Origin of the sequence: Jiangella endophytica, assembly GCF_003427025.1 — a bacterium.
Classification (GTDB): domain Bacteria; phylum Actinomycetota; class Actinomycetes; order Jiangellales; family Jiangellaceae; genus Jiangella; species Jiangella endophytica.
Genome location: NZ_QVAI01000003.1, coordinates 203907 through 221011, shown reverse-complemented (window position 1 = coordinate 221011; position 17105 = coordinate 203907). Strand labels below are relative to the sequence as shown.

The following is a 17105-nucleotide window of genomic DNA, read 5'->3' as shown; positions in this document are numbered from 1 at the left end:
ACGTCCGGCCACGCCGCACCACCGGCGTCGGTCGAGCTCGGACGGCCGCCAGCACGACGAACCGCCGCCACCCGCGACGCGAGCCCCCATGCCGGCCGCTCCAGTGCACGACGGCCGACACTCCCGCCCACACCGGGCCGGGTGTGCGAGCCGCTCTCCGCCACAGTGTCCACACGACGCCCGGCGGCCGCGACCAGGGCCGCCACACGGCCGAATGCCCGCCGGCCCGCCGCACCGCCCGCCGCCTCCGCCGCGCCGGTCACCGCCGCGCCGGTCACCGCCGCGCCGGTCACCGCCTCGGGCCGGGCTGGTCGCCCAGCTTCCACGCGGGCCGCTGCGGCCGCGGGCGCGGTGCTGGGCCGGAGGCTCGAGCGCGAATCGCCGGTCACGACCGTCGCTCGCCGCGCCACGGGGCCGACCCCGGCGCCCACGTCGGCCACCCCAGGGACGGCTCCCGCGCCGGCTCCCGGGACGGCTCCCGCGTCGGCACGCCCAGGGGTCCCAGCACCGCCACCACCGGAGCGGCCGCCGGACGCCACCGCCGGACCGGGACTCGGAGCGGGGACCAGCCCGTGAAGCCCGTGCGGCCCGGCGCCCCGGGTCGATCCCGCGGCGGCACTGCGCGCGACCGGCACCGCGACCGTCGTCCTGGCCATCGACCGGCGAACCCGCGCTTGCCGGGCCGGCGCTCCGCCCGCCGCGGCCGTGGCCGCCCGGCGCAGAGCCTGCACCGCGCCCCTCGCGACCGCGCCGCTCACAACCCCGCCGCCCACGACTGCGCCGCTCCCGACCGCCGCCGGCGCCACGGGTGAGCCCTCGTCTGCCGCGGCTACGCCCCGCGAGTCGCCCTCGGCGGCCGCCGGCACCACGGCCGAGGCCCTCGATCCGGCGCGGGGTGCCGACCGGCGGCGCGAGTCCTGCGGCGCGAGCATGGGACCGGCCGCCGCGACCTCGACCGGCAACCGCATCGGCACGGCTCTGGGGGCGAGCCGCCCGGAGAACCCGCCGGGAGCGTACGTCGACTCCCTCGGCACCCGTCGCACGACCCGGGCCAGCCCAGGCGCCACAGCTGCGTGCGCGCCCGCGACGCCGACCACGGTGCCGGCCGCGACGCCGGCCACAGTGTCGGCCGAGGCGCCGGCCACAGTGTCGGCCGTCGACGGCCACCACCAGCGCGGCGGACGCACGGGACCGTCCACGACCTCGGCGTCAGCGACGCCCGCCGGCCGCACCCCACGTCCCGTCACCGAGGTCAGCGCCCGCCGCACGACACGGGACCGGCCGACGGTGACCGCGAAGGCGTTCAGGCCGCACGCGAGGTCGCCGAGGCCGGAGCGGTCCGACGCACCACGGGCACGCCGGGCCGGCCGGTGTCGCATCGCGGCCGCTCGCCCCAGCGCGGACCGGTCCGCCTCGTCCGAACCGGCCGCCTCATCCCGAACGACCGCACCCGCCGCACCCGCCGACCCGGCAGCATCCGCCGTGCCGGCGGAACTCGCCGTGCTCGCCCAGCCCCCGACGCCCCCGCTCACGTGGCACCCGATCCGCTCGAGGTCCGCGACCGGAAACCGTTGTGCGCCACCTCGAGCTCCTCCTCCAAGGAGTGCGCGCTCTCGACGTCGAAATTCGGCCCGGTCCAGCGGACCGCGAAGACACCGTCGAACTCCCAGGCGCGCAACCGTTCGCCGCGCTCGCCGAGGACCGTCACGGCACCTGTGCTGCGGACCAGCGAGTCGCCGGCCGCGGCGAAGCCCTGGCCCGCGGTCTTGTTCACCCACGCGAACAGCGCGTCGCCCTGGGTGAGGCCGCGCCGGAAGACCAGATTGGGCCAGCTCAACCGGCCGGGGAGACGATGGACGTAGCCGTTCTCACCGCCCTCGGCGTACTCCTCCAGCACGGCCGTCACCTCCAGGCCACGCACCTCGCGGAAGGTCCCGATCTCGACACCGTCGACCTCGAAGAGGAACCGGTTCGAGCTGGTCGGCTCGCCGCCCAGGTAGTCCGCCTCAGGCATGCTCGCGCACCGCCTCCCATGCGCGGTCGTTCAAGGATCCGACGGCCCGGATCATCCGGACCCGGTCGAGATGCTCCAGGTCGAGCAACGTGTCCAGCGGCCAGTGCAGGTGGTAGGCGAGGTACGCGATCTCCTGCCAGAGCGCGTCGGCCGGGTAGCGCAGCACCTCGGCTCACCTGCCGACGCCCGGGAGCTCCTCGATCGCCGACCGTCCGGGACGCGGTGCCCGCACCGCCGGCTCCGGCGCGCCGACGGTGACCGGCTCATTCGGGGCCGCCGCCTCCGCCGCCGGCGCGGTCGTGCGTGCCCCCGTGCCATCGGCGCCCCGCACCGGCCCGAGCAGCTCCTGCTGGCCCTGCAGCAACGCCTCGTAGTCGTCCTGGCTACCGAAGTTGATGACGCCGTAGAAGTCCTGCAGGAACGCAAGGTCGACGGCGAACAGGTTCTCGATCTCGTGCGGCGTCACCAGTTCCAGCGAGCCGAGGGTCTCGACGACGCGGGCCAGCACGAGGATCGTGAGCCGCGGGTCGTCCGGACCGTCGACCATGGGGTCGCGCAGCGGTTCGAGCTCGTCGCGCGCCGTCGCCAGCCGCATGGTCCCGCCCCGGTGCAGGGTGCCGTCGCGGTCGACGTACCCGCGCGGCAGGACGAACTCGTACCGGGTCTGCAGGCTCACTTGACCCGCTCGAGACGCTCGACGACCAGGGTGATGGTCTCCTTGATCGCCTCGCCGCCGTCGACGGACAGCTGGTCGGTGCCGATCTTGCTGGGCCAGCCGTTGAAGAAGTTGAACCGCGAGACCTCCGTGTAGGCGGAGTCGTAGATGACGACGGAGCCGTTCTTGCGCTTGGCGGCACGATCGGAGCCGAGACCGGCGGTGCGGATGTCGTTGAACCACTGCCACAGCGGGTCCTGCGCCATGTCGCTGCTCGCCACCCGGGTGAGCTGGATGTCCGGTGTCTCGACCACCTGGCCGATCGACTTGACCTGTTGCTTCTTCCCGTCGGGCCCCGTCTGGGTCACCTTCATGACACCGAGTTCGATGTCCAGCCCACCCACCGACATGAGCGCGCTCACCACTTCCCCGTCGATCTCGAGGAAGAAGTTCATGGCGATCATCGGGTCGTTGCGGAACAGTCCTGCCTGAGGCATGTCGGTCTCCTTCGGTGGTGGTCGCCGGTCAGGCGGCGCTCTGCTTGGTCTGGCTGATCCGGAACACCACGAACTCCGCCGGCTTGACCGGCGCGAGACCCACCTCGACCACGAGTTTGCCCTGGTCGATGGAGTCCGGCGGGTTGGTCTCGGCGTCGCACTTGACGTAGAAGGCCTGGGCCGCGGACTGCCCGAACAGCGCGCCGGCCTGCCAGAGCCCGTGCAGGAAACCGGTGAGCGTCCGCGAGACGCCTTCCCAGAGCTTGGTGTCGTTGGGCTCGAACACCGCCCACTGGGTGCCGTCCATGATGGTCGCCTCCACCATGTTGAACAGCCGGCGCACGTTCAGGTAGGTCCAGTCGGTGTCCGACGACAGCGTGCGGGCGCCCCAGATGCGGATGCCTCGGGTGCCGAAGGGGCGGATGCAGTTGACGCCGACGGGGTTGAGGACGGACTGCTCGTTCTGGGTGATGGGCCGCTCGATGTCGAGGACGCCGCGGATGGTGTCGTTGGCCGGGGCCTTCCACACACCGCGGGCCTGGTCGGTGCGCGCCCACACGCCGGCGACGTGGCCGGACGGCGGGATGAGGACCGTGGCGTCGCCGTTGGTGGCGCCGGGGTTCTCGACCGTGATCCACGGGTAGTAGAGCGCGGCGAACGGCGAGTCGTACTGCGCCTGGTCCGAGCGCCACTCCTTGATCTGCTGCGGCGTCATGCCTGGCGGGGCGTCGAGGACGGCCATCCGGTTGGAGTACTGCTCGCAGTGCGCGATGAGCGCAGTCTGCACGGCCTTCCAGAGGCTGAGGTCGACGCTGCCGTCATCCGTGGTGGCCGCCGTGATGAGGTCGGGAACCACGATCATGGTGACGTCCTCGGCGATGGCGAGGCCGTTGATGCCGGTGCGTGCGGACTCGGAGCCGGCGAAGCGGCGGCCCGTCACCGGCACCGGCCGGGGCGTGGCCGGCTGCAGCGGGTACTGACCGGGCCGCATGAGGTCGAGCTGGCCGGTGAGGTCGGTGTCCTCGGCCAGCGCGACCTTCACGGTGACCCGCGTGGAGGCGGCGTTGACGACGGTGGCGGCGTCGCGTGGCCCACCGAGGGTGAGGCCGGGGTAGGACTCGACGACGTCGTCGCCGTCGAGGATGTCGATGGTGAACGGCGCCGGCGCGGTGTCGTCGACGTCGTCCGGCTCCTGGGCCGTGACCGCGACCGTCAGCGCCGCGTCGGGTTCCACGCTCTCGATGACCAGTGGGCTGCCGAGGCTGCGGTCGGCGGCCGGCAGGGCCACCGCCGACGGCTCCCCCGCGGGCTCGCTGTTGGGCACCCGGACGATGTAGGCGAGCGCGCCGCCGTTCTGGAAGTACCCATAGACCGAGAGCGGCAGCATGGCGCCCTTGGCGAAGCCGCCGTAGAGCTGCTCGTACTGAGACCAGCTGGTCACCAGACGGGGTGCGAGGCCCTGCGGGTCGGCGGGGTCGTCGGCCGGGGCGCGTTCGGTGAATCCGACGAAAGCGGCGATCGCCGTGGGGACCGCGGTGAGGACCTTCTGCGACGAGGGAACCTCTTCGACGTACACGCCTGGCGCTGTGTAAGTGGGCACGACGACCTCTTTCTCGAGCGTGGAATCCGCACCGGTTCGACCACGTCCCCGCCGGTCCCGGAATCGTTCGAGGCACCATTCTTGGGCACCACGTCGGCGCTTCGGAATTGCTTCGGCTCATGCACGCGCGCATGGACGCGCGAATGGCGTCAGGACGTGGTGCGGACGCTGCCCGGCTGTGCGACCACGATGACCCCGCCCCACTGGCAGCGGCAGGTCGACCCGAGCGTCAGCGCCTGTCGCCCGCCGACGGTCGTCAGCGGCGAGCCGGGCAGCCACGTCGATGTCGCCGGTAGGCACGGCTGCGGTGTCAGGACGCCCATCGCGGCGCTCGTCGCGGCCGCGACCATGGGGTTCGCCAGGCTGACGCAGGTGTTGAACGGCCGGATGTTGACCAGCGGGACGGCGTCGTCGACGGTGGCGGCCGGACGGCCCTCGACCGTCACCCGCGCCAGTGGCAGCACGCCCAGCGACGAGGGGGCGGTGCCGAACGAGCAGATCGTCTGCGCGGAGTCGACCACCTGCGGAGCACCCATGTCGTTTCTCCCTCGAATTGCGCCTACATTCCGGAGTCGCGCACGGACGCGTCGAGTTTCGCGCCCGTTGTGGTCACGAAACACACGACATCGGAGTCGCCGTCCTCCCAGCCGCGTACGGACGGGAGCAGATAGGTGAAGAAGAGCGAAGAATCCAGATAGCTCGTGCCGACGTATTCACCGAATTCCTGCGCGCAGGCGCCGTCGGCGAACCTGGTGAGCGCGTCGGCTCCCGGGAACGCGCCTGCCTCCTCGCCGTCGGGACCGGTGTAGGCGACGACGGCGTACGCCTCCTGGTCGTGCCCGCTGTCGCACGGCACGCTGGTCAGCTCGGTGAGCTCGGCCTGCACCTCGGCGGGTGCGGTGAAGCACTGGCCGACCTCGATGTCCAGCACGCCCACCGCGTCGCTGTCGCCGTCGTCGCCGAGCAGCCCGCAGCTCGCCATGACCAGCGCGAGCACCGCGACACCGGCAGATCGCACCGCACACCTCCTCCGCCCGTCACGAGGCTAGGGCGGCGGCGTCCGGCAGCACAGGTCTCCGGCCCATGCACGGCGGCATGAACGCGATGGTTGAGGTTTCAATGCCGCACTGGACGACGCGGGGCGGGGAGTCCTCCGTCGAGGTGTAGACGCACACGCCAGCTGTTGGCGTCAGCGTCTACACCTCGGCACCGAACCCTGCTGCCCAGCCGCGACACCCCGAGTCGGCCGGCTGCGCCGGCGGGCTCGGCTACGACTCCACGACCACCGGAATGATCATCGGGCGGCGCCGCAGCCGGCCGCCGACCCAGCGGCCGATGGTGCGGCGCACCGTCTGCTGCAGCTGGTAGGTGTCGGCGTTGCCGCCCTCGGCGGCCTTCTCCAGCGCGCTGATCAGCTCGGGCCGGATGTCGTCGAAGACGCTGTCGTCCTCGGCGAACCCGCGGGCGTGGATCTCGGGACCGCCGGTGACCTTCCCGGTGACGGAGTCGACGACCACGACGACGGAGATGAAGCCCTCTTCGCCGAGGATCCGGCGGTCCTTCAGCGACGCCTCGGCCACGCCGCCGACGTTGGAGCCGTCGACGTAGACGTAGCCGCACGGCACGGCGCCCACCACGCGTGCGACGCCGTCGACGAGGTCGACGACGACGCCGTCCTCGGCCAGCGCCACCCGCTCGCGCGGCACCCCCGCCGCGACGGCGATGTCGGCGTTGGCGAACAGGTGCCGGGTCTCGCCGTGGATCGGCATGACGTTGCGCGGCTTGACCAGGTTGTACGCGAACAGCAGCTCGCCGGCGGAGGCGTGCCCGGACGTGTGCACCTTGGCGTTGCCCTTGTGCACGACGGTGGCGCCCTCGCGGGTGAGGCCGTTGATGACGCGGGAGACGGCGTTCTCGTTGCCCGGGATCAGCGACGACGCCAGCACGACGACGTCGCCGGGCTCGATGTGGATGGCCGGGTGGTCGCGGTTGGCGATGCGCGAGAGCGCCGCCATCGGCTCGCCCTGGGAGCCGGTGGACATGAGCACGACCTTGTCGGGCGGGAGGTTGTCGATGCTCTTGAGGTCGACCAGCGTGCCGCCGGGGACGGTGAGGTAGCCGAGGTCGCGGGCGATGCCCATGTTGCGCACCATCGACCGGCCGACGAACGCGACCTTGCGGCCGTGGGCGACGGCGACGTCGAGCACCTGCTGCACGCGGTGCACGTGGCTGGCGAACGACGCGACGACGACGCGTCGCGGCGCGCGGGCGAAGACGCCGTCGAGGACGTCGGCGATGTCGCGCTCGTGCGGCGTGAACCCCGGCACCTCGGCGTTGGTGGAGTCGACCATGAACAGGTCGACGCCGGCGTCGCCGAGCCGGGCGAAGCCGTTGAGGTCGGTGAGCCGGCCGTCGAGCGGCAGCTGGTCCATCTTGAAGTCGCCGGTGTGCAGCACGACCCCGGAGGGGGTGCGGATGGCCAGCGCCAGCGCGTCCGGGATGGAGTGGTTGACCGCGAGGAACTCGACCTCGAACGGGCCGAACCGCTCCGTCTGACCTTCGCGGACCTGCAGCTGGTAGGCGTCGATGCGGTGCTCCTTGAGCTTCGCCTCGACCAGGGCGAGGGTCAGCCGGGAGCCGACGACCGGGATGTCCTGCTTCTCGCGGAGCAGGAACGGCACGGCGCCGATGTGGTCCTCGTGCCCGTGCGTGAGCAGGATCGCCTCGACGTCGTCCAGGCGGTCCCTGATGTACTCGAAGTCGGGCAGGATGAGGTCGACGCCGGGCTGGTTGTCCTCGGGGAACAGCACGCCGCAGTCGACGACGAGCAGCCGGCCGCCGTGCTCGAACACGGTCATGTTGCGGCCGACCTCGCCCAGTCCGCCGAGCGGGACGACGCGCAGCGCGGCCGGGTCGAGCGGTGGTGGCGAGGGAAGTTCCGGGTGCGGATGGCTCATGCGAGCCCCGCCTCGGCGAGGTCGGCGCGCAGCAGCGCGACCTGCTCGTCGGTGGCGGGGATGAGGGGCGAGCGGACCGTGCGGTTCCGGATGACGCCGCGAAGCTCGACGGCGGCCTTGGCCATGATGGCTCCTTGGGTTCGGGTCATGATGCCGCGGACGGCCGGGATGAGCCGCCGGTGCAGCTCCAGGGCCCGCGGCAGGTCGCCGGAGTCGATGGCGCGCACCATCTGCGCGTACTCACCGGCCGCGACGTGCCCGACCACGCTGACGACGCCCACGGCGCCGTGCGCGAGCAGGGCGAGGTTGAGGGCGTCGTCGCCGCTGTAGTAGGCCAGCCCGGTGCGGGCCATGACCTCCGACGAGGCGAACACGTCGCCCTTGGCGTCCTTGACCGCGACGATGCGGTCGTGCTCGGCCAGCCGGACCAGCGTCTCGGTCTTGATGGGCACGCCGGAGCGGACCGGGATGTCGTAGAGCATGACCGGCAGGTCGGTGGCCGACGCGATGGCGGTGAAGTGCTGGTACAGCGCCTCCTGCGGGGGGCGGCTGTAGTAGGGCGTGACGACCAGCAGGCCGTGGGCCCCGGCCTTCTGCGCGGCCTGCGCCAGCTCGCTGGTGTGGCGGGTGTCGTAGGTGCCGACGCCGGCGACGACGCGGGCGCGCGAGCCGACGGCCTCGACCACGGCCCGCAGGACGAGGTCCTTCTCGGCGTCGGACGTGGTGGGGCTCTCGCCGGTGGTACCGGAGACGACGATGCCGTCGGCGCCGTCGTCGACGAGCTTCTCCGCCAGGGCGGCGGTCCCTTCGAGGTCGAGCCCGCCGTCGTCGAGGAACGGCGTGACCATGGCGACCGACACGCGGCCGAAGGGTGCGGCCCCAGGCGCGCCGGACGTGGCGGCGGCGAGGGTGAAGAGCTCGTCAGGCATGGATGAAGGCTACCGTGATCCGGGCTCGCGAGCCGACTCGCCTCACCGTCCGGCGCTGGTCAGGGCGACGGCCCGGGCGCGGGTCTGGTTCACGAAGCCGAGCAGTTCGGCCAGCCGGGGGTCGGTGCGCTCGTCCACGCGGCCGCGTCGCAGCCGGGTGACGAGGAACGCCAGTTCGGTGACGGCCCCCTGGTAGGCACGCACGGCGCCAGCGGCCTCGCGTCCATACTGCGCCTTCATGGCCGCGGTCCAGCGGCGCCGGCTGCGCATCGTCGACAGCAGGTCGACCTCGTACCACGGGATCCACCCGGCCTGCACGAACTCGCCCAGGCGCGACGCGACGACGCGCTGCTCGCGGCGGCGCTGCCAGAGCGCGATGCTGAGCATGCCGGCGAACAGCGGCACCATGACGACGACGTAGACGGCGACGAAGCCCTGGCCGTCGTCCCACAGCGCCGACGCGTTCCACAGCGCGTGCAGCCCGGCCGCCAGCAGATACCCGACGAACGGCAGCACGACCCGCGCCGCCACCGACCGCCGCTGGGCCGCGATGCCGACGGCGATGCCGATGAACACGGTGAACAGCGGGTGCGCGAACGGCGAGAAGATGCCGCGCACGACGAACACGCTGTAGCCGTCGATCGACGCGGTGTCGAAGGCCCGGCCCAGGTAGAGGATGTTCTCGACGAACGCGAACCCGGCCGCCACCAGCCCCGCGTAGACGATGCCGTCGACCAGTCCGTCCAGTTCGTCGCGCTGCCGCCAGAGCAGGCCGACGAGGAACGCGCCCTTCAGCGCCTCCTCGGCGAACGGCGCCGACACCACCGACGACGTGTACTCGCCGTACGTCACCGCGACCACGGAGTTCACCAGCAGCGCGCCGAGCGTCGCGACGCCGCCGCCCCACAGGAAGGCTGCCAGCATCGTTCGCCCGGGCTCGGGCTCCCACCGGTCCAGCCACAGGAACGCGCTGACGACCACGACGACCGGGAGCAGCGCGAACAGGGTGGCGGTGGCGACGGTCGACGCCGGGAGGTCGCCGACCGCGAGCCCGACCACGACGACGGCGCAGACCGCCGCCGCGACCAGCCCGAGGACCGGCCAGAAGACGCGCCGGCGCTGCTGCCGGCTCCACGGCTGGTGCGGCGCGAGCGCGCTCACGGGCCCGGTCATGGGGTTGTGACGTCGACGAGCAGCGGGCCGGTTCCGTCGATCCGGACGTGGGCGGGACTGGCGGCGACGAGGTCGGCCTCCAGCTGCCGCGCCTCGTGGGTCGAGACGATCCCGACGACGGCCATGCCGGCCGCCCGGGCCGCGGTGATGCCGCTGGGCGCGTCCTCGATGACCACGCACCGGGTGGGCTCGACGCCGAGCCGTTGCGCGCCGAGCAGGTACGGCTCCGGGTGCGGCTTGCCGCGCAGGACGTCGTCGGCGGTGACGACGACGTCCGGCGGCTCCAGCCCGGCGGCACGCATGCGGGCGGTGGCGATGACGGTGCTGCCGGACGTGACGACGGCGCGGCGGCCGGCCGGGATGGACGCCAGCAGCTCGGCCGCGCCCGGCATCGGCCGCACCGCGCCGGCGTCCTCGATCTCGAACTCGTCGATGCGCGCCAACGCGGCGCTGACCAGCGGCCCCGGCAGGAGGTCGGCGACGATGTCGGCGGTGGTGCGCCCGTGTGCGTCGGCCAGCCGTGCGGGGTCGACGTCGTACTGACGGCACCAGCGCAGCCAGGAGCGCGCGATGGAGTCGGTCGAGTCGACCAGCGTCCCGTCGAGGTCGAGCAGGATCGCATCGGCTTTCAGCACCACGGCATGGGAGCCTAGCGGGCGCCGCCCGGCTCAGACGTCGCGTCGGTGCAGGACGACTCCGGCGACGGCGAGCAGCGCCGCCGTCCAGGCGGCCATGACCAGCCCGCCGGGCACCGGCGCCAGCGCGTCGTCGATCGCCAGCTGGTCGTCGCCGGCGAGCAGCCGCATGCCGGCGAGGTCGGGCAGGTAACGCGCCAGCGGCGTCACCCCGTGCAGCAGGAACGACACCGACACGACGGTCCCGTTCGCCACCAGCACGATCAGCGGGACGACGATGCTGCGGGTCAGCGTCGTGATGCCGAGCGCGATCAGCGCCGTCAGCACCGCGTAGACGGTGACGCCGAGCCACTGGCCCGGCTCGAGATCGCCCGGGGCGCCGCCGGCTACCCCCAGCGCCACGGGCATCGCGACGGCGGACGCCGCGACGACCAGCCCGGACACGACGGCCGCCTTCGCCGCCAGCACCATCGCGCGGCGCGGCATCGCGGCGAACGTGGCGGCGACCGGGCGGCCGCCGGAGTACTCGCTCCCCATGGTCACGGCGCCGATGACGATCGCGCCGACGGTGAGCAGCGGCGACGCGGCGAACGCGGCCTCGGCGGCGGAGCCGGTGTCGCCCTGGCTCGCGTTGAGGCCGGCCAGTGCGACCGGCCCGATGACGGCGACCGCGAGCGCCACGACCGTCGCCGGCAAGGTGAGTGCCTTGCGCCACTCGGCCGCGACGGCGTCGGGCCGGCTCATCGCGAGCCCCCTGCGGTCAGTGCGAAGAACGCCTCCTCCAGCGACGGATACCCGGCGGTGACGGCGCCCAGCGGCCCGGCCGCCACGATCCGTCCACCGGCGATCACCACGAGGTCGTCGGCCAGCGCGGCGACCTCCCCCATCAGGTGGCTGGACAGCAGCACCGTCCCGCCGTCGTCGGCGTAGGAGCGCAGCAGCCCGCGGATCCACCGGATCCCCTCCGGGTCCAGCCCGTTCACCGGCTCGTCCAGCACCAGCGCCGCCGGCTCGCCGAGCAGCGCGGCGGCCAGCCCGAGCCGCTGCCCCATCCCCAGCGACAGCCGACCGGCCCGCACCCGCGCCGCGTCCGCCAGCCCGACCTGCTCCAGCACCTCGCCGACCCGCCGCCGCGCGATGCCGTTGCTGCGCGCCACCCATGCGAGGTGCTGCCGCGCCGGACGCGACCGGTGTGCGCCGGACCCGTCCAGTACCGATCCGACCACCCGCAGCGGCCGCCGCAGGTCCCGGTACGGCCGCCCGCCGACCAGCGCGCGGCCTGACGTCGGGCGATCCAGCCCGAGCAGGATCCGCAGGGTCGAGGACTTGCCGGCGCCGTTCGGACCGAGGAAGGCGGTGACGCGGCCCGGCTCGGCGCGGAAGGTCACACCGGCGAGGACGTCGCGCGAGCCGCGGCGCTTCACCAGATCGTCGAAGGTCAGCATGCGCCCATGTCAGCCCAGCGCGGACGCGTTGTCATCGGGCCACGGTCGCTCGGACCCTGGTCCGATGCCCAGGCGCCGTGGCGTCCCTAGACTCGGCGCATGGAGACCGGCCGCCCGACCTGGCGCTCCCGGGCCTGGCCGGCGGCGTGGGTGGCGCTCTTCCTGCTGGTCGCCGTGCTGATGGTGGTGGGGACCACGGGACCGGCGGCACGGGTGCTGCCGCTGACCGTCGTCGCGCTGGCGGTGCTGGTCTCGGTCTGGGCGGTCTGGCGCACCCGCCGCGAGCGCCGTGCCCACGAGGACCGGCTGGCGGTGTGGGCCGGCGAACGGGCCGCGCAGGCGGAGCGGCTGCGAATCGCCGGCGACCTGCACGACCTCGTCTCGCACGGGCTCGGCCTGATCACCGTCCGCGCCGCCGTGGCCACGCGGTTGACCGGCCCGGACGGCTCGGCCGAGCAGGCGTCCGCGCTGTCCGACATCGAGACGGTCAGCCGCGAGACCACCACCGAACTGCGCCGCATGCTCACCGTCCTGCGCACCCCGGACGCCGCGCCGGCGCTGCGGCCGGCCGAGTCGCTGGCCGACCTCCCCGGCATCGTCGCGGCGGCTCGCGGCGCCGGTCTCGAGGCGTCCCTCGAGGCGTCCCTCGAGGCGTCCCTCGACCCTCTCGGGCCGGCCGGCGTCTCGCCGGGCACACAGCTCACCGGGTGCGCCGTCGTCCGCGAGGCGCTGAGCAACGCCGCCCGGCACGCCGGCCCCACCCGGGTGCGGGTCGGCGTGCGCCGCGACGGCGCGACGCTCGTCGTGACGGTCGGCGACGACGGCCCGGCCGCCGGCTGGGAGCCCCGGCCCGGAGCCGGGCACGGTCTGGCCGGCCTGCGGGAGCGGGTGACGGCGCTCGGCGGGACGCTCACGGCGGGCGCCGACGGCGCCGGCTTCACCGTCACCGCCGCGCTGCCGGACGACGCCCGAGCCGCCACGTGACCGCGCCCGTCCGCGTCCTGATCGCCGACGACCAGCCGCTGCTGCGGCACAGCCTGGCGCTGCTGCTCGACGCCACGCCGGACCTCGCCGTCGCCGGGACGGCCGCGACCGGCGGCGAGGCGGCCGGGCTCGCCGCCGAGCTGCGGCCGGACGTCGTCCTCATGGACATCCGCATGCCCGGCGGCGACGGCATCGAGGCCACCCGGCGCATCTCCGCCGACCCCGCGCTCGCCGCCGTCCGCGTCCTGGTACTGAGCATGTTCGAGCTGGACGAGTACGTGTACGCCGCGCTCCGGGCCGGCGCCAGCGGCTTCCTGCTCAAGGACGCCCGGCCGGAGCAGCTGCTCGACGCGGTGCGGCGCACCCACGACGGCGAGTCGCTGTTCGCGCCGAGCATCCTGACCCGGCTGGTCGAGCACTACCTCGGCCGGCCCGCCGCGGGTCCGGCCGGCGCCCGGCTGGACGTGCTGACCGAGCGCGAGACCGAGGTGCTGGCACTGGTCGCCGCCGGGCTGTCGAACGACGAGATCGCGGCGGCGCTGACCATCTCGATCAAGACGGTGAAGACGCACATCGGCCACCTGCTGGCCAAGCTGGCCGCCCGCGACCGCGCCCAGCTGGTCATCGCCGCCTACGAGAACGGCCTCGTGGGTCAGGCGTCGTAGTCGACCTCGAGGGTGGGCGTCGTGGGGTGCGACTGGCAGGTCAGCACGTAGCCCGCCTCGATCTCGTCGTCCTCGAGGGCGTAGCGGCGCTCCATCGTGACGGCGCCGTCGAGCACCTTCGCCCGGCAGGTGCCGCAGACGCCGCCCTTGCAGGCGAACGGGGCGTCGTTGCGGACGCGGAGGACGGCCTCGAGCACGGTCTCGTCCGGGTCGTCGACGGTCACCTCGGTGCGACGCCCGTCGAGCGAGGCGGAGACGGCACAGGTCACAGCGGCGGAACGGGCCGCTGTGACCTCGGAGCGGATCGCCGGCGGCGGGTCGCCGACGTGGTACAGCTCGGCGTGGACGTGGGCACGGTCGACGCCGCGGCCGGCCAGCACGGCCCGGGCGGTCGTGATCAGGTCGTACGGGCCGCACAGGTACCAGTCGTCGACGGTGTCCGGCGGCAGCAGGGTGTCGAGCACCCGGCCGAGGCGTTCGCCGTCGAGCCGCCCCGACAGCAGCTCCGTCGACCCGGGCTCGCGCGACAGCACGTGCACCAGCTGCAGGCGGTCGGGGTGCCGGTCCTTCAGATCGGCCAGCTCGTCCAGGAACATCACCGACGACGACGTCCGGTTGCCGTAGAGCAGCGTGACCCGGCTGCCCGGTTCGGTCTCCAGCGCCGTCGAGACGATCGACAGCACCGGCGTGATGCCGCTGCCGGCCGCGACCAGCGCGTAGTGCCGGGCCTGCTCCGGCCGGAACGACGGCGTGAACCGCCCGGCCGGCGTCATGACGTCGACCTCGTCGCCGGCCGCGAGGGTCTGCAGCGCGTGCGACGAGAAGACGCCGCCGGGGATCCGCTTCACCGCGATGCGCAGCACTCCGGACCCGGCCGGCGAGCAGATCGAGTAGCTGCGCCGCGTGCCGTCGCCGCCGGGCAGGGCGACGTTGACGTGCTGGCCGGCGGCGAAGTCGTAGTCGGCAGCCAGCTCGGCCGGCACGGCGAACGTGACCGCGACGGCGTCGTCGGTCAGCCGCTCGACGCCGGCGACGCGCAGCCGGTGGGTGACGGAGTGCCGTCTGGCTCGCGGGGCCGAGGTGGTCGTCGTCATAGCGCCTTCACGTGGTCGAACGGCTCCTGGCAGGCCCGGCAGACCCAGAGCGCCTTGCACGCCGTCGAGCCGAACCGGGACAGCTCGCGGGTGTCCGGCGAGCCGCAGTGCGGGCAGCGCACGGTGAGGGTGAGGGCGGTGACGGCGCCGCCGGCCGGCGCGGGCCCGGGCGGGGCGATGCCGTGCTCCTCCAGGGCCGTGCGTCCGTCGGGGGTGATCCAGTCGGTCGTCCACGCCGGCGCGAGCACGGTACGGACGTCGACCGTGTCGATCCCCTGCCCGGCCAGCGCGGCGACGATGTCGGCGCGGATGGCGTCCATCGCCGGGCAGCCGGAGTACGTCGGCGTGATGTCGACGGTGACCTGCCCGCCGTCGCCGACCCGGACGTCGCGCAGGATGCCGAGCTGCTCGATCGTCACCACCGGCAGCTCCGGGTCCGGGACCGCCGCGACGATCTCGCGCACGCCGCTCACCACGTCACCCCAGGATGCGACCGGTGCAGGTGCTGCATCTCAGCGAGCAGGTAGCCGAGCTGCTCGGTGTGCAGGCCGCGGCGGCCGCCTCGGCGGGGCGTCGCGTCCGCGGGCGGCTCGAGGCCGGCTTCGGCCAGCACGCCGCCGACGTAGGCGGTCCACGGCTCGCGCAGCGTCGCGGGGTCGACGGCGACGCCCTCGGCGCTCAGCGCGGCGGTGACGTCGTCGCCGTCGAAGAGCTCGTCGGCGTACGGCCAGACGGCCCGCAGGCCCTCGGCCATGCGGCGGTGGCTCTCGTCCGTCCCGTCGCCGAGGCGCAGCACCCACTGGGTGGCGTGGTCGCGGTGATAGTGGACCTCCTTGACCGCCTTCCCGGCGACGGCGGCCAGCGTGTCGTCGGTGCTGGCGCGCAGGCGGTCGTACAGCTCGTACTGGTAGGCGGCGAACAGCAGCTGGCGGGCCATCGTCACCGCGAAGTCGCCGTTCGGCAGCTCGACCAGCAGGACGTTGCGGAAGTCGCGGTCGTCGCGCCAGTACGCGAGGACGTCCTCGTCGCGGCCGGCGCCCTCCAGCTCGCCGGCGTACGTGAGCAGCGTGCGGGCCTGGCCGAGCAGGTCCAGCGCGATGTTCGCCAGCGCGACGTCCTCCTCCAGCTCGGGCGCCCGGGCCACCCACTCCCCCAGCCGCTGCGCCAGGACCAGGGCGTCGTCGCCGAGCGCCAGTGCGTAGCGGTCCCTCACAGGTGCTTCGCCTCCGCCGGCACCTCGTAGAAGGTCGGGTGACGGTAGACCTTGTCGGCGGCGGGGTCGAAGAACGCGTCCTTCTCGTCCGGGCTGCTGGCGGTGATCTGGTCGGACGGCACGACCCAGATCGAGACGCCCTCGCCGCGGCGGGTGTAGACGTCGCGGGCGTTGCGGACCGCCATGGCGGCGTCGGGCGCGTGCAGGCTGCCGACGTGGATGTGCGACAGGCCGCGCCTGGCGCGGACGAAGACCTCCCAGAGCGGCCATTCGGTGCTGGTCATGCCGCCTGCTCCCTCTTCTTGCTCGCGTACGCCGCCGCGGCCTCGCGCACCCAGGCGCCGTCGGCGTGCGCGGTGACGCGGTGCTCGAGCCGCTGTGCGTTGCAGGGACCGTCGCCCTTGATGACGCGGAACAGCTCGTCGTAGTCGGGCGCGGTGAAGTCGTAGTGGCCGCGCTCCTCGTTCCAGCGCAGATCGGGATCGGGGATGCTCAGCCCGAGCACCTCCGACTGCGGCACCGTCATGTCGACGAAGCGCTGCCGCAGCTCGTCGTTGCTGAAGCGCTTGATGCCCCAGCGCATCGACTGCTCGGTGTGGCCGCCGGAGACCTGCTCGCCGCTGTCGGGCGGGCCGAACATGGCCAGGCTCGGGTACCACCAGCGGTCCAGCGCGTCCTGGGCCATCGCCTTCTGCGCGGGAGTGCCGCGGGTGAGCGTCAGCAGCGCTTCGAAGCCCTGCCGCTGGTGGAAGGACTCCTCCTTGCAGATGCGGACCATCGCGCGGGCGTACGGACCGTACGAGCAGCGGGTCAGCGGCACCTGGTTCGTGATGGCCGCGCCGTCGACGAGCCAGCCGATCGCGCCGACGTCGGCCCACGTCAGCGTCGGGTAGTTGAAGATCGACGAGTACTTCTGCTTCCGGGTGTGCAGCAGGTCCAGCAGCTGGTCGCGGCTCACGCCGAGCGTTTCGGCCGCCGCGTACAGGTAGAGCCCGTGGCCGGCCTCGTCCTGCACCTTGGCCAGCAGGATCGCCTTGCGGCGCAGGCTCGGCGCCCGGCTGATCCAGTTGCCCTCCGGCTGCATGCCGATGATCTCGGAGTGGGCGTGTTGCGCGATCTGGCGCACCAGCGTCCTGCGGTACGCCTCGGGCATGTCGTCGCGCGGCTCGATGCGCCCGTCGGAGTCGACGATCGCGTAGAACGCCGCCTCTCGCTCGTCGGCTCGCTGGTCGGTTGGCGCCATG

General features: G+C 73.5%; 20 protein-coding genes. 2 read left to right on the top strand and 18 right to left on the bottom strand.

The annotated features are described in order from the left end of the window. Nucleotides 1–1528: 1528 nt before the first annotated feature. The 13 genes from DZA62_RS08010 to DZA62_RS07955 all read right to left on the bottom strand — a co-directional run bounded on the left by DZA62_RS08010 (nucleotide 1529) and on the right by DZA62_RS07955 (nucleotide 11905). Nucleotides 1529–2014, bottom strand: coding sequence for a phage tail protein (locus DZA62_RS08010; RefSeq protein ID WP_116948344.1), 486 nt, complete (start codon nucleotides 2012–2014; stop codon nucleotides 1529–1531). After that, a complete protein-coding gene (locus tag DZA62_RS35575) occupies nucleotides 2007–2180 on the bottom strand; it encodes a DUF6760 family protein (RefSeq protein ID WP_157740718.1) in 174 nt (57 codons plus the stop codon). The genes DZA62_RS08010 and DZA62_RS35575 overlap by 8 nt, the downstream gene beginning before the upstream one ends. A 6-nt stretch (nucleotides 2181–2186) precedes the next feature. After that, nucleotides 2187–2690, bottom strand: a complete 504-nt coding sequence (locus DZA62_RS08005) for a hypothetical protein (protein WP_198663532.1) — start codon at nucleotides 2688–2690, stop codon at nucleotides 2187–2189. Continuing rightward, nucleotides 2687–3166, bottom strand: coding sequence for a phage tail protein (locus DZA62_RS08000; protein ID WP_116948343.1), 480 nt, complete (start codon nucleotides 3164–3166; stop codon nucleotides 2687–2689). Before DZA62_RS08000 ends, DZA62_RS08005 begins: the two co-directional genes overlap by 4 nt. Before the next feature lie 28 nt (nucleotides 3167–3194). Beyond that, the gene (locus DZA62_RS07995; RefSeq protein ID WP_116948342.1) at nucleotides 3195–4766 is read right to left on the bottom strand and encodes a phage tail sheath family protein; all 1572 of its coding nucleotides are present in this window, start codon (nucleotides 4764–4766) and stop codon (nucleotides 3195–3197) included. A gap of 149 nt (nucleotides 4767–4915) precedes the next feature. Next, nucleotides 4916–5302, bottom strand: coding sequence for a DUF4280 domain-containing protein (locus tag DZA62_RS07990; protein ID WP_116948341.1), 387 nt, complete (start codon nucleotides 5300–5302; stop codon nucleotides 4916–4918). Between the two features lie 23 nt (nucleotides 5303–5325). Then, nucleotides 5326–5784, bottom strand: a complete 459-nt coding sequence (locus DZA62_RS07985; RefSeq protein ID WP_198663531.1) for a septum formation family protein — start codon at nucleotides 5782–5784, stop codon at nucleotides 5326–5328. A gap of 250 nt (nucleotides 5785–6034) precedes the next feature. Continuing rightward, complete coding sequence (locus tag DZA62_RS07980; RefSeq protein WP_116948340.1) at nucleotides 6035–7723, bottom strand: ribonuclease J; 1689 nt, start codon at nucleotides 7721–7723, stop codon at nucleotides 6035–6037. Further along, nucleotides 7720–8652 (bottom strand): 4-hydroxy-tetrahydrodipicolinate synthase, encoded by a 933-nt coding sequence (gene dapA, locus DZA62_RS07975; protein ID WP_116948339.1) that lies wholly within the window; start codon nucleotides 8650–8652, stop codon nucleotides 7720–7722. Before dapA ends, DZA62_RS07980 begins: the two co-directional genes overlap by 4 nt. A 42-nt stretch (nucleotides 8653–8694) precedes the next feature. Then, the gene (locus DZA62_RS07970; RefSeq protein ID WP_198663530.1) at nucleotides 8695–9813 is read right to left on the bottom strand and encodes a PrsW family intramembrane metalloprotease; all 1119 of its coding nucleotides are present in this window, start codon (nucleotides 9811–9813) and stop codon (nucleotides 8695–8697) included. 8 nt (nucleotides 9814–9821) lie between these two features. Next, the gene (locus DZA62_RS07965; protein ID WP_198663529.1) at nucleotides 9822–10460 is read right to left on the bottom strand and encodes an HAD-IA family hydrolase; all 639 of its coding nucleotides are present in this window, start codon (nucleotides 10458–10460) and stop codon (nucleotides 9822–9824) included. Nucleotides 10461–10493: 33 nt separating this feature from the next. Next, nucleotides 10494–11204: an ABC transporter permease gene (locus DZA62_RS07960; RefSeq protein ID WP_116948336.1), complete on the bottom strand. Its 711-nt coding sequence runs from the start codon at nucleotides 11202–11204 to the stop codon at nucleotides 10494–10496. Then, on the bottom strand, nucleotides 11201–11905 hold the full coding sequence (locus DZA62_RS07955; RefSeq protein WP_116948335.1) for an ABC transporter ATP-binding protein: 705 nt from the start codon (nucleotides 11903–11905) through the stop codon (nucleotides 11201–11203). The genes DZA62_RS07960 and DZA62_RS07955 overlap by 4 nt, the downstream gene beginning before the upstream one ends. A 99-nt stretch (nucleotides 11906–12004) precedes the next feature. Here DZA62_RS07955 and DZA62_RS07950 point away from each other — a divergent pair, with 99 nt between their 5' ends. Beyond that, nucleotides 12005–12889 (top strand): sensor histidine kinase, encoded by an 885-nt coding sequence (locus tag DZA62_RS07950; protein WP_116948334.1) that lies wholly within the window; start codon nucleotides 12005–12007, stop codon nucleotides 12887–12889. Beyond that, nucleotides 12886–13554: a response regulator gene (locus DZA62_RS07945; protein WP_116948333.1), complete on the top strand. Its 669-nt coding sequence runs from the start codon at nucleotides 12886–12888 to the stop codon at nucleotides 13552–13554. Before DZA62_RS07950 ends, DZA62_RS07945 begins: the two co-directional genes overlap by 4 nt. Here DZA62_RS07945 and paaE read toward each other — a convergent pair. The 5 genes from paaE to paaA are packed head-to-tail and all read right to left on the bottom strand — an operon-like array spanning nucleotide 13542 to nucleotide 17104. After that, entirely contained in the window at nucleotides 13542–14648 is a 1107-nt protein-coding gene (gene paaE, locus DZA62_RS07940; RefSeq protein ID WP_116948332.1) for a 1,2-phenylacetyl-CoA epoxidase subunit PaaE, read from the bottom strand. The two genes, DZA62_RS07945 and paaE, sit on opposite strands and share 13 nt — an antisense overlap. Next, entirely contained in the window at nucleotides 14645–15121 is a 477-nt protein-coding gene (gene paaD, locus DZA62_RS07935) for a 1,2-phenylacetyl-CoA epoxidase subunit PaaD (protein WP_116948331.1), read from the bottom strand. Before paaD ends, paaE begins: the two co-directional genes overlap by 4 nt. Continuing rightward, complete coding sequence (gene paaC, locus DZA62_RS07930) at nucleotides 15118–15861, bottom strand: 1,2-phenylacetyl-CoA epoxidase subunit PaaC (protein ID WP_116948330.1); 744 nt, start codon at nucleotides 15859–15861, stop codon at nucleotides 15118–15120. Before paaC ends, paaD begins: the two co-directional genes overlap by 4 nt. Beyond that, nucleotides 15858–16145 carry a 1,2-phenylacetyl-CoA epoxidase subunit PaaB gene (gene paaB / locus DZA62_RS07925; RefSeq protein ID WP_116948329.1) on the bottom strand — a complete coding sequence of 96 codons (288 nt, stop codon included), beginning with the start codon at nucleotides 16143–16145 and terminating at the stop codon, nucleotides 15858–15860. Before paaB ends, paaC begins: the two co-directional genes overlap by 4 nt. Beyond that, nucleotides 16142–17104: a 1,2-phenylacetyl-CoA epoxidase subunit PaaA gene (gene paaA / locus DZA62_RS07920; protein WP_116948328.1), complete on the bottom strand. Its 963-nt coding sequence runs from the start codon at nucleotides 17102–17104 to the stop codon at nucleotides 16142–16144. The genes paaB and paaA overlap by 4 nt, the downstream gene beginning before the upstream one ends. Nucleotide 17105 lies beyond the last annotated feature (1 nt).

Coding starts and splice junctions, on each gene's coding strand:
- DZA62_RS08010 (WP_116948344.1), bottom strand. CDS start 2,014: ATGCCTGAGGCGGACTACCTGGGCGGCGAGCCGACCAGCTCGAACCGG.
- DZA62_RS08000 (WP_116948343.1), bottom strand. CDS start 3,166: ATGCCTCAGGCAGGACTGTTCCGCAACGACCCGATGATCGCCATGAAC.
- DZA62_RS07990 (WP_116948341.1), bottom strand. CDS start 5,302: ATGGGTGCTCCGCAGGTGGTCGACTCCGCGCAGACGATCTGCTCGTTC.
- DZA62_RS07980 (WP_116948340.1), bottom strand. CDS start 7,723: ATGAGCCATCCGCACCCGGAACTTCCCTCGCCACCACCGCTCGACCCG.
- dapA (WP_116948339.1), bottom strand. CDS start 8,652: ATGCCTGACGAGCTCTTCACCCTCGCCGCCGCCACGTCCGGCGCGCCT.
- DZA62_RS07960 (WP_116948336.1), bottom strand. CDS start 11,204: ATGAGCCGGCCCGACGCCGTCGCGGCCGAGTGGCGCAAGGCACTCACC.
- DZA62_RS07955 (WP_116948335.1), bottom strand. CDS start 11,905: ATGCTGACCTTCGACGATCTGGTGAAGCGCCGCGGCTCGCGCGACGTC.
- DZA62_RS07950 (WP_116948334.1), top strand. CDS start 12,005: ATGGAGACCGGCCGCCCGACCTGGCGCTCCCGGGCCTGGCCGGCGGCG.
- paaE (WP_116948332.1), bottom strand. CDS start 14,648: ATGACGACGACCACCTCGGCCCCGCGAGCCAGACGGCACTCCGTCACC.
- paaB (WP_116948329.1), bottom strand. CDS start 16,145: ATGACCAGCACCGAATGGCCGCTCTGGGAGGTCTTCGTCCGCGCCAGG.
- paaA (WP_116948328.1), bottom strand. CDS start 17,104: ATGGCGCCAACCGACCAGCGAGCCGACGAGCGAGAGGCGGCGTTCTAC.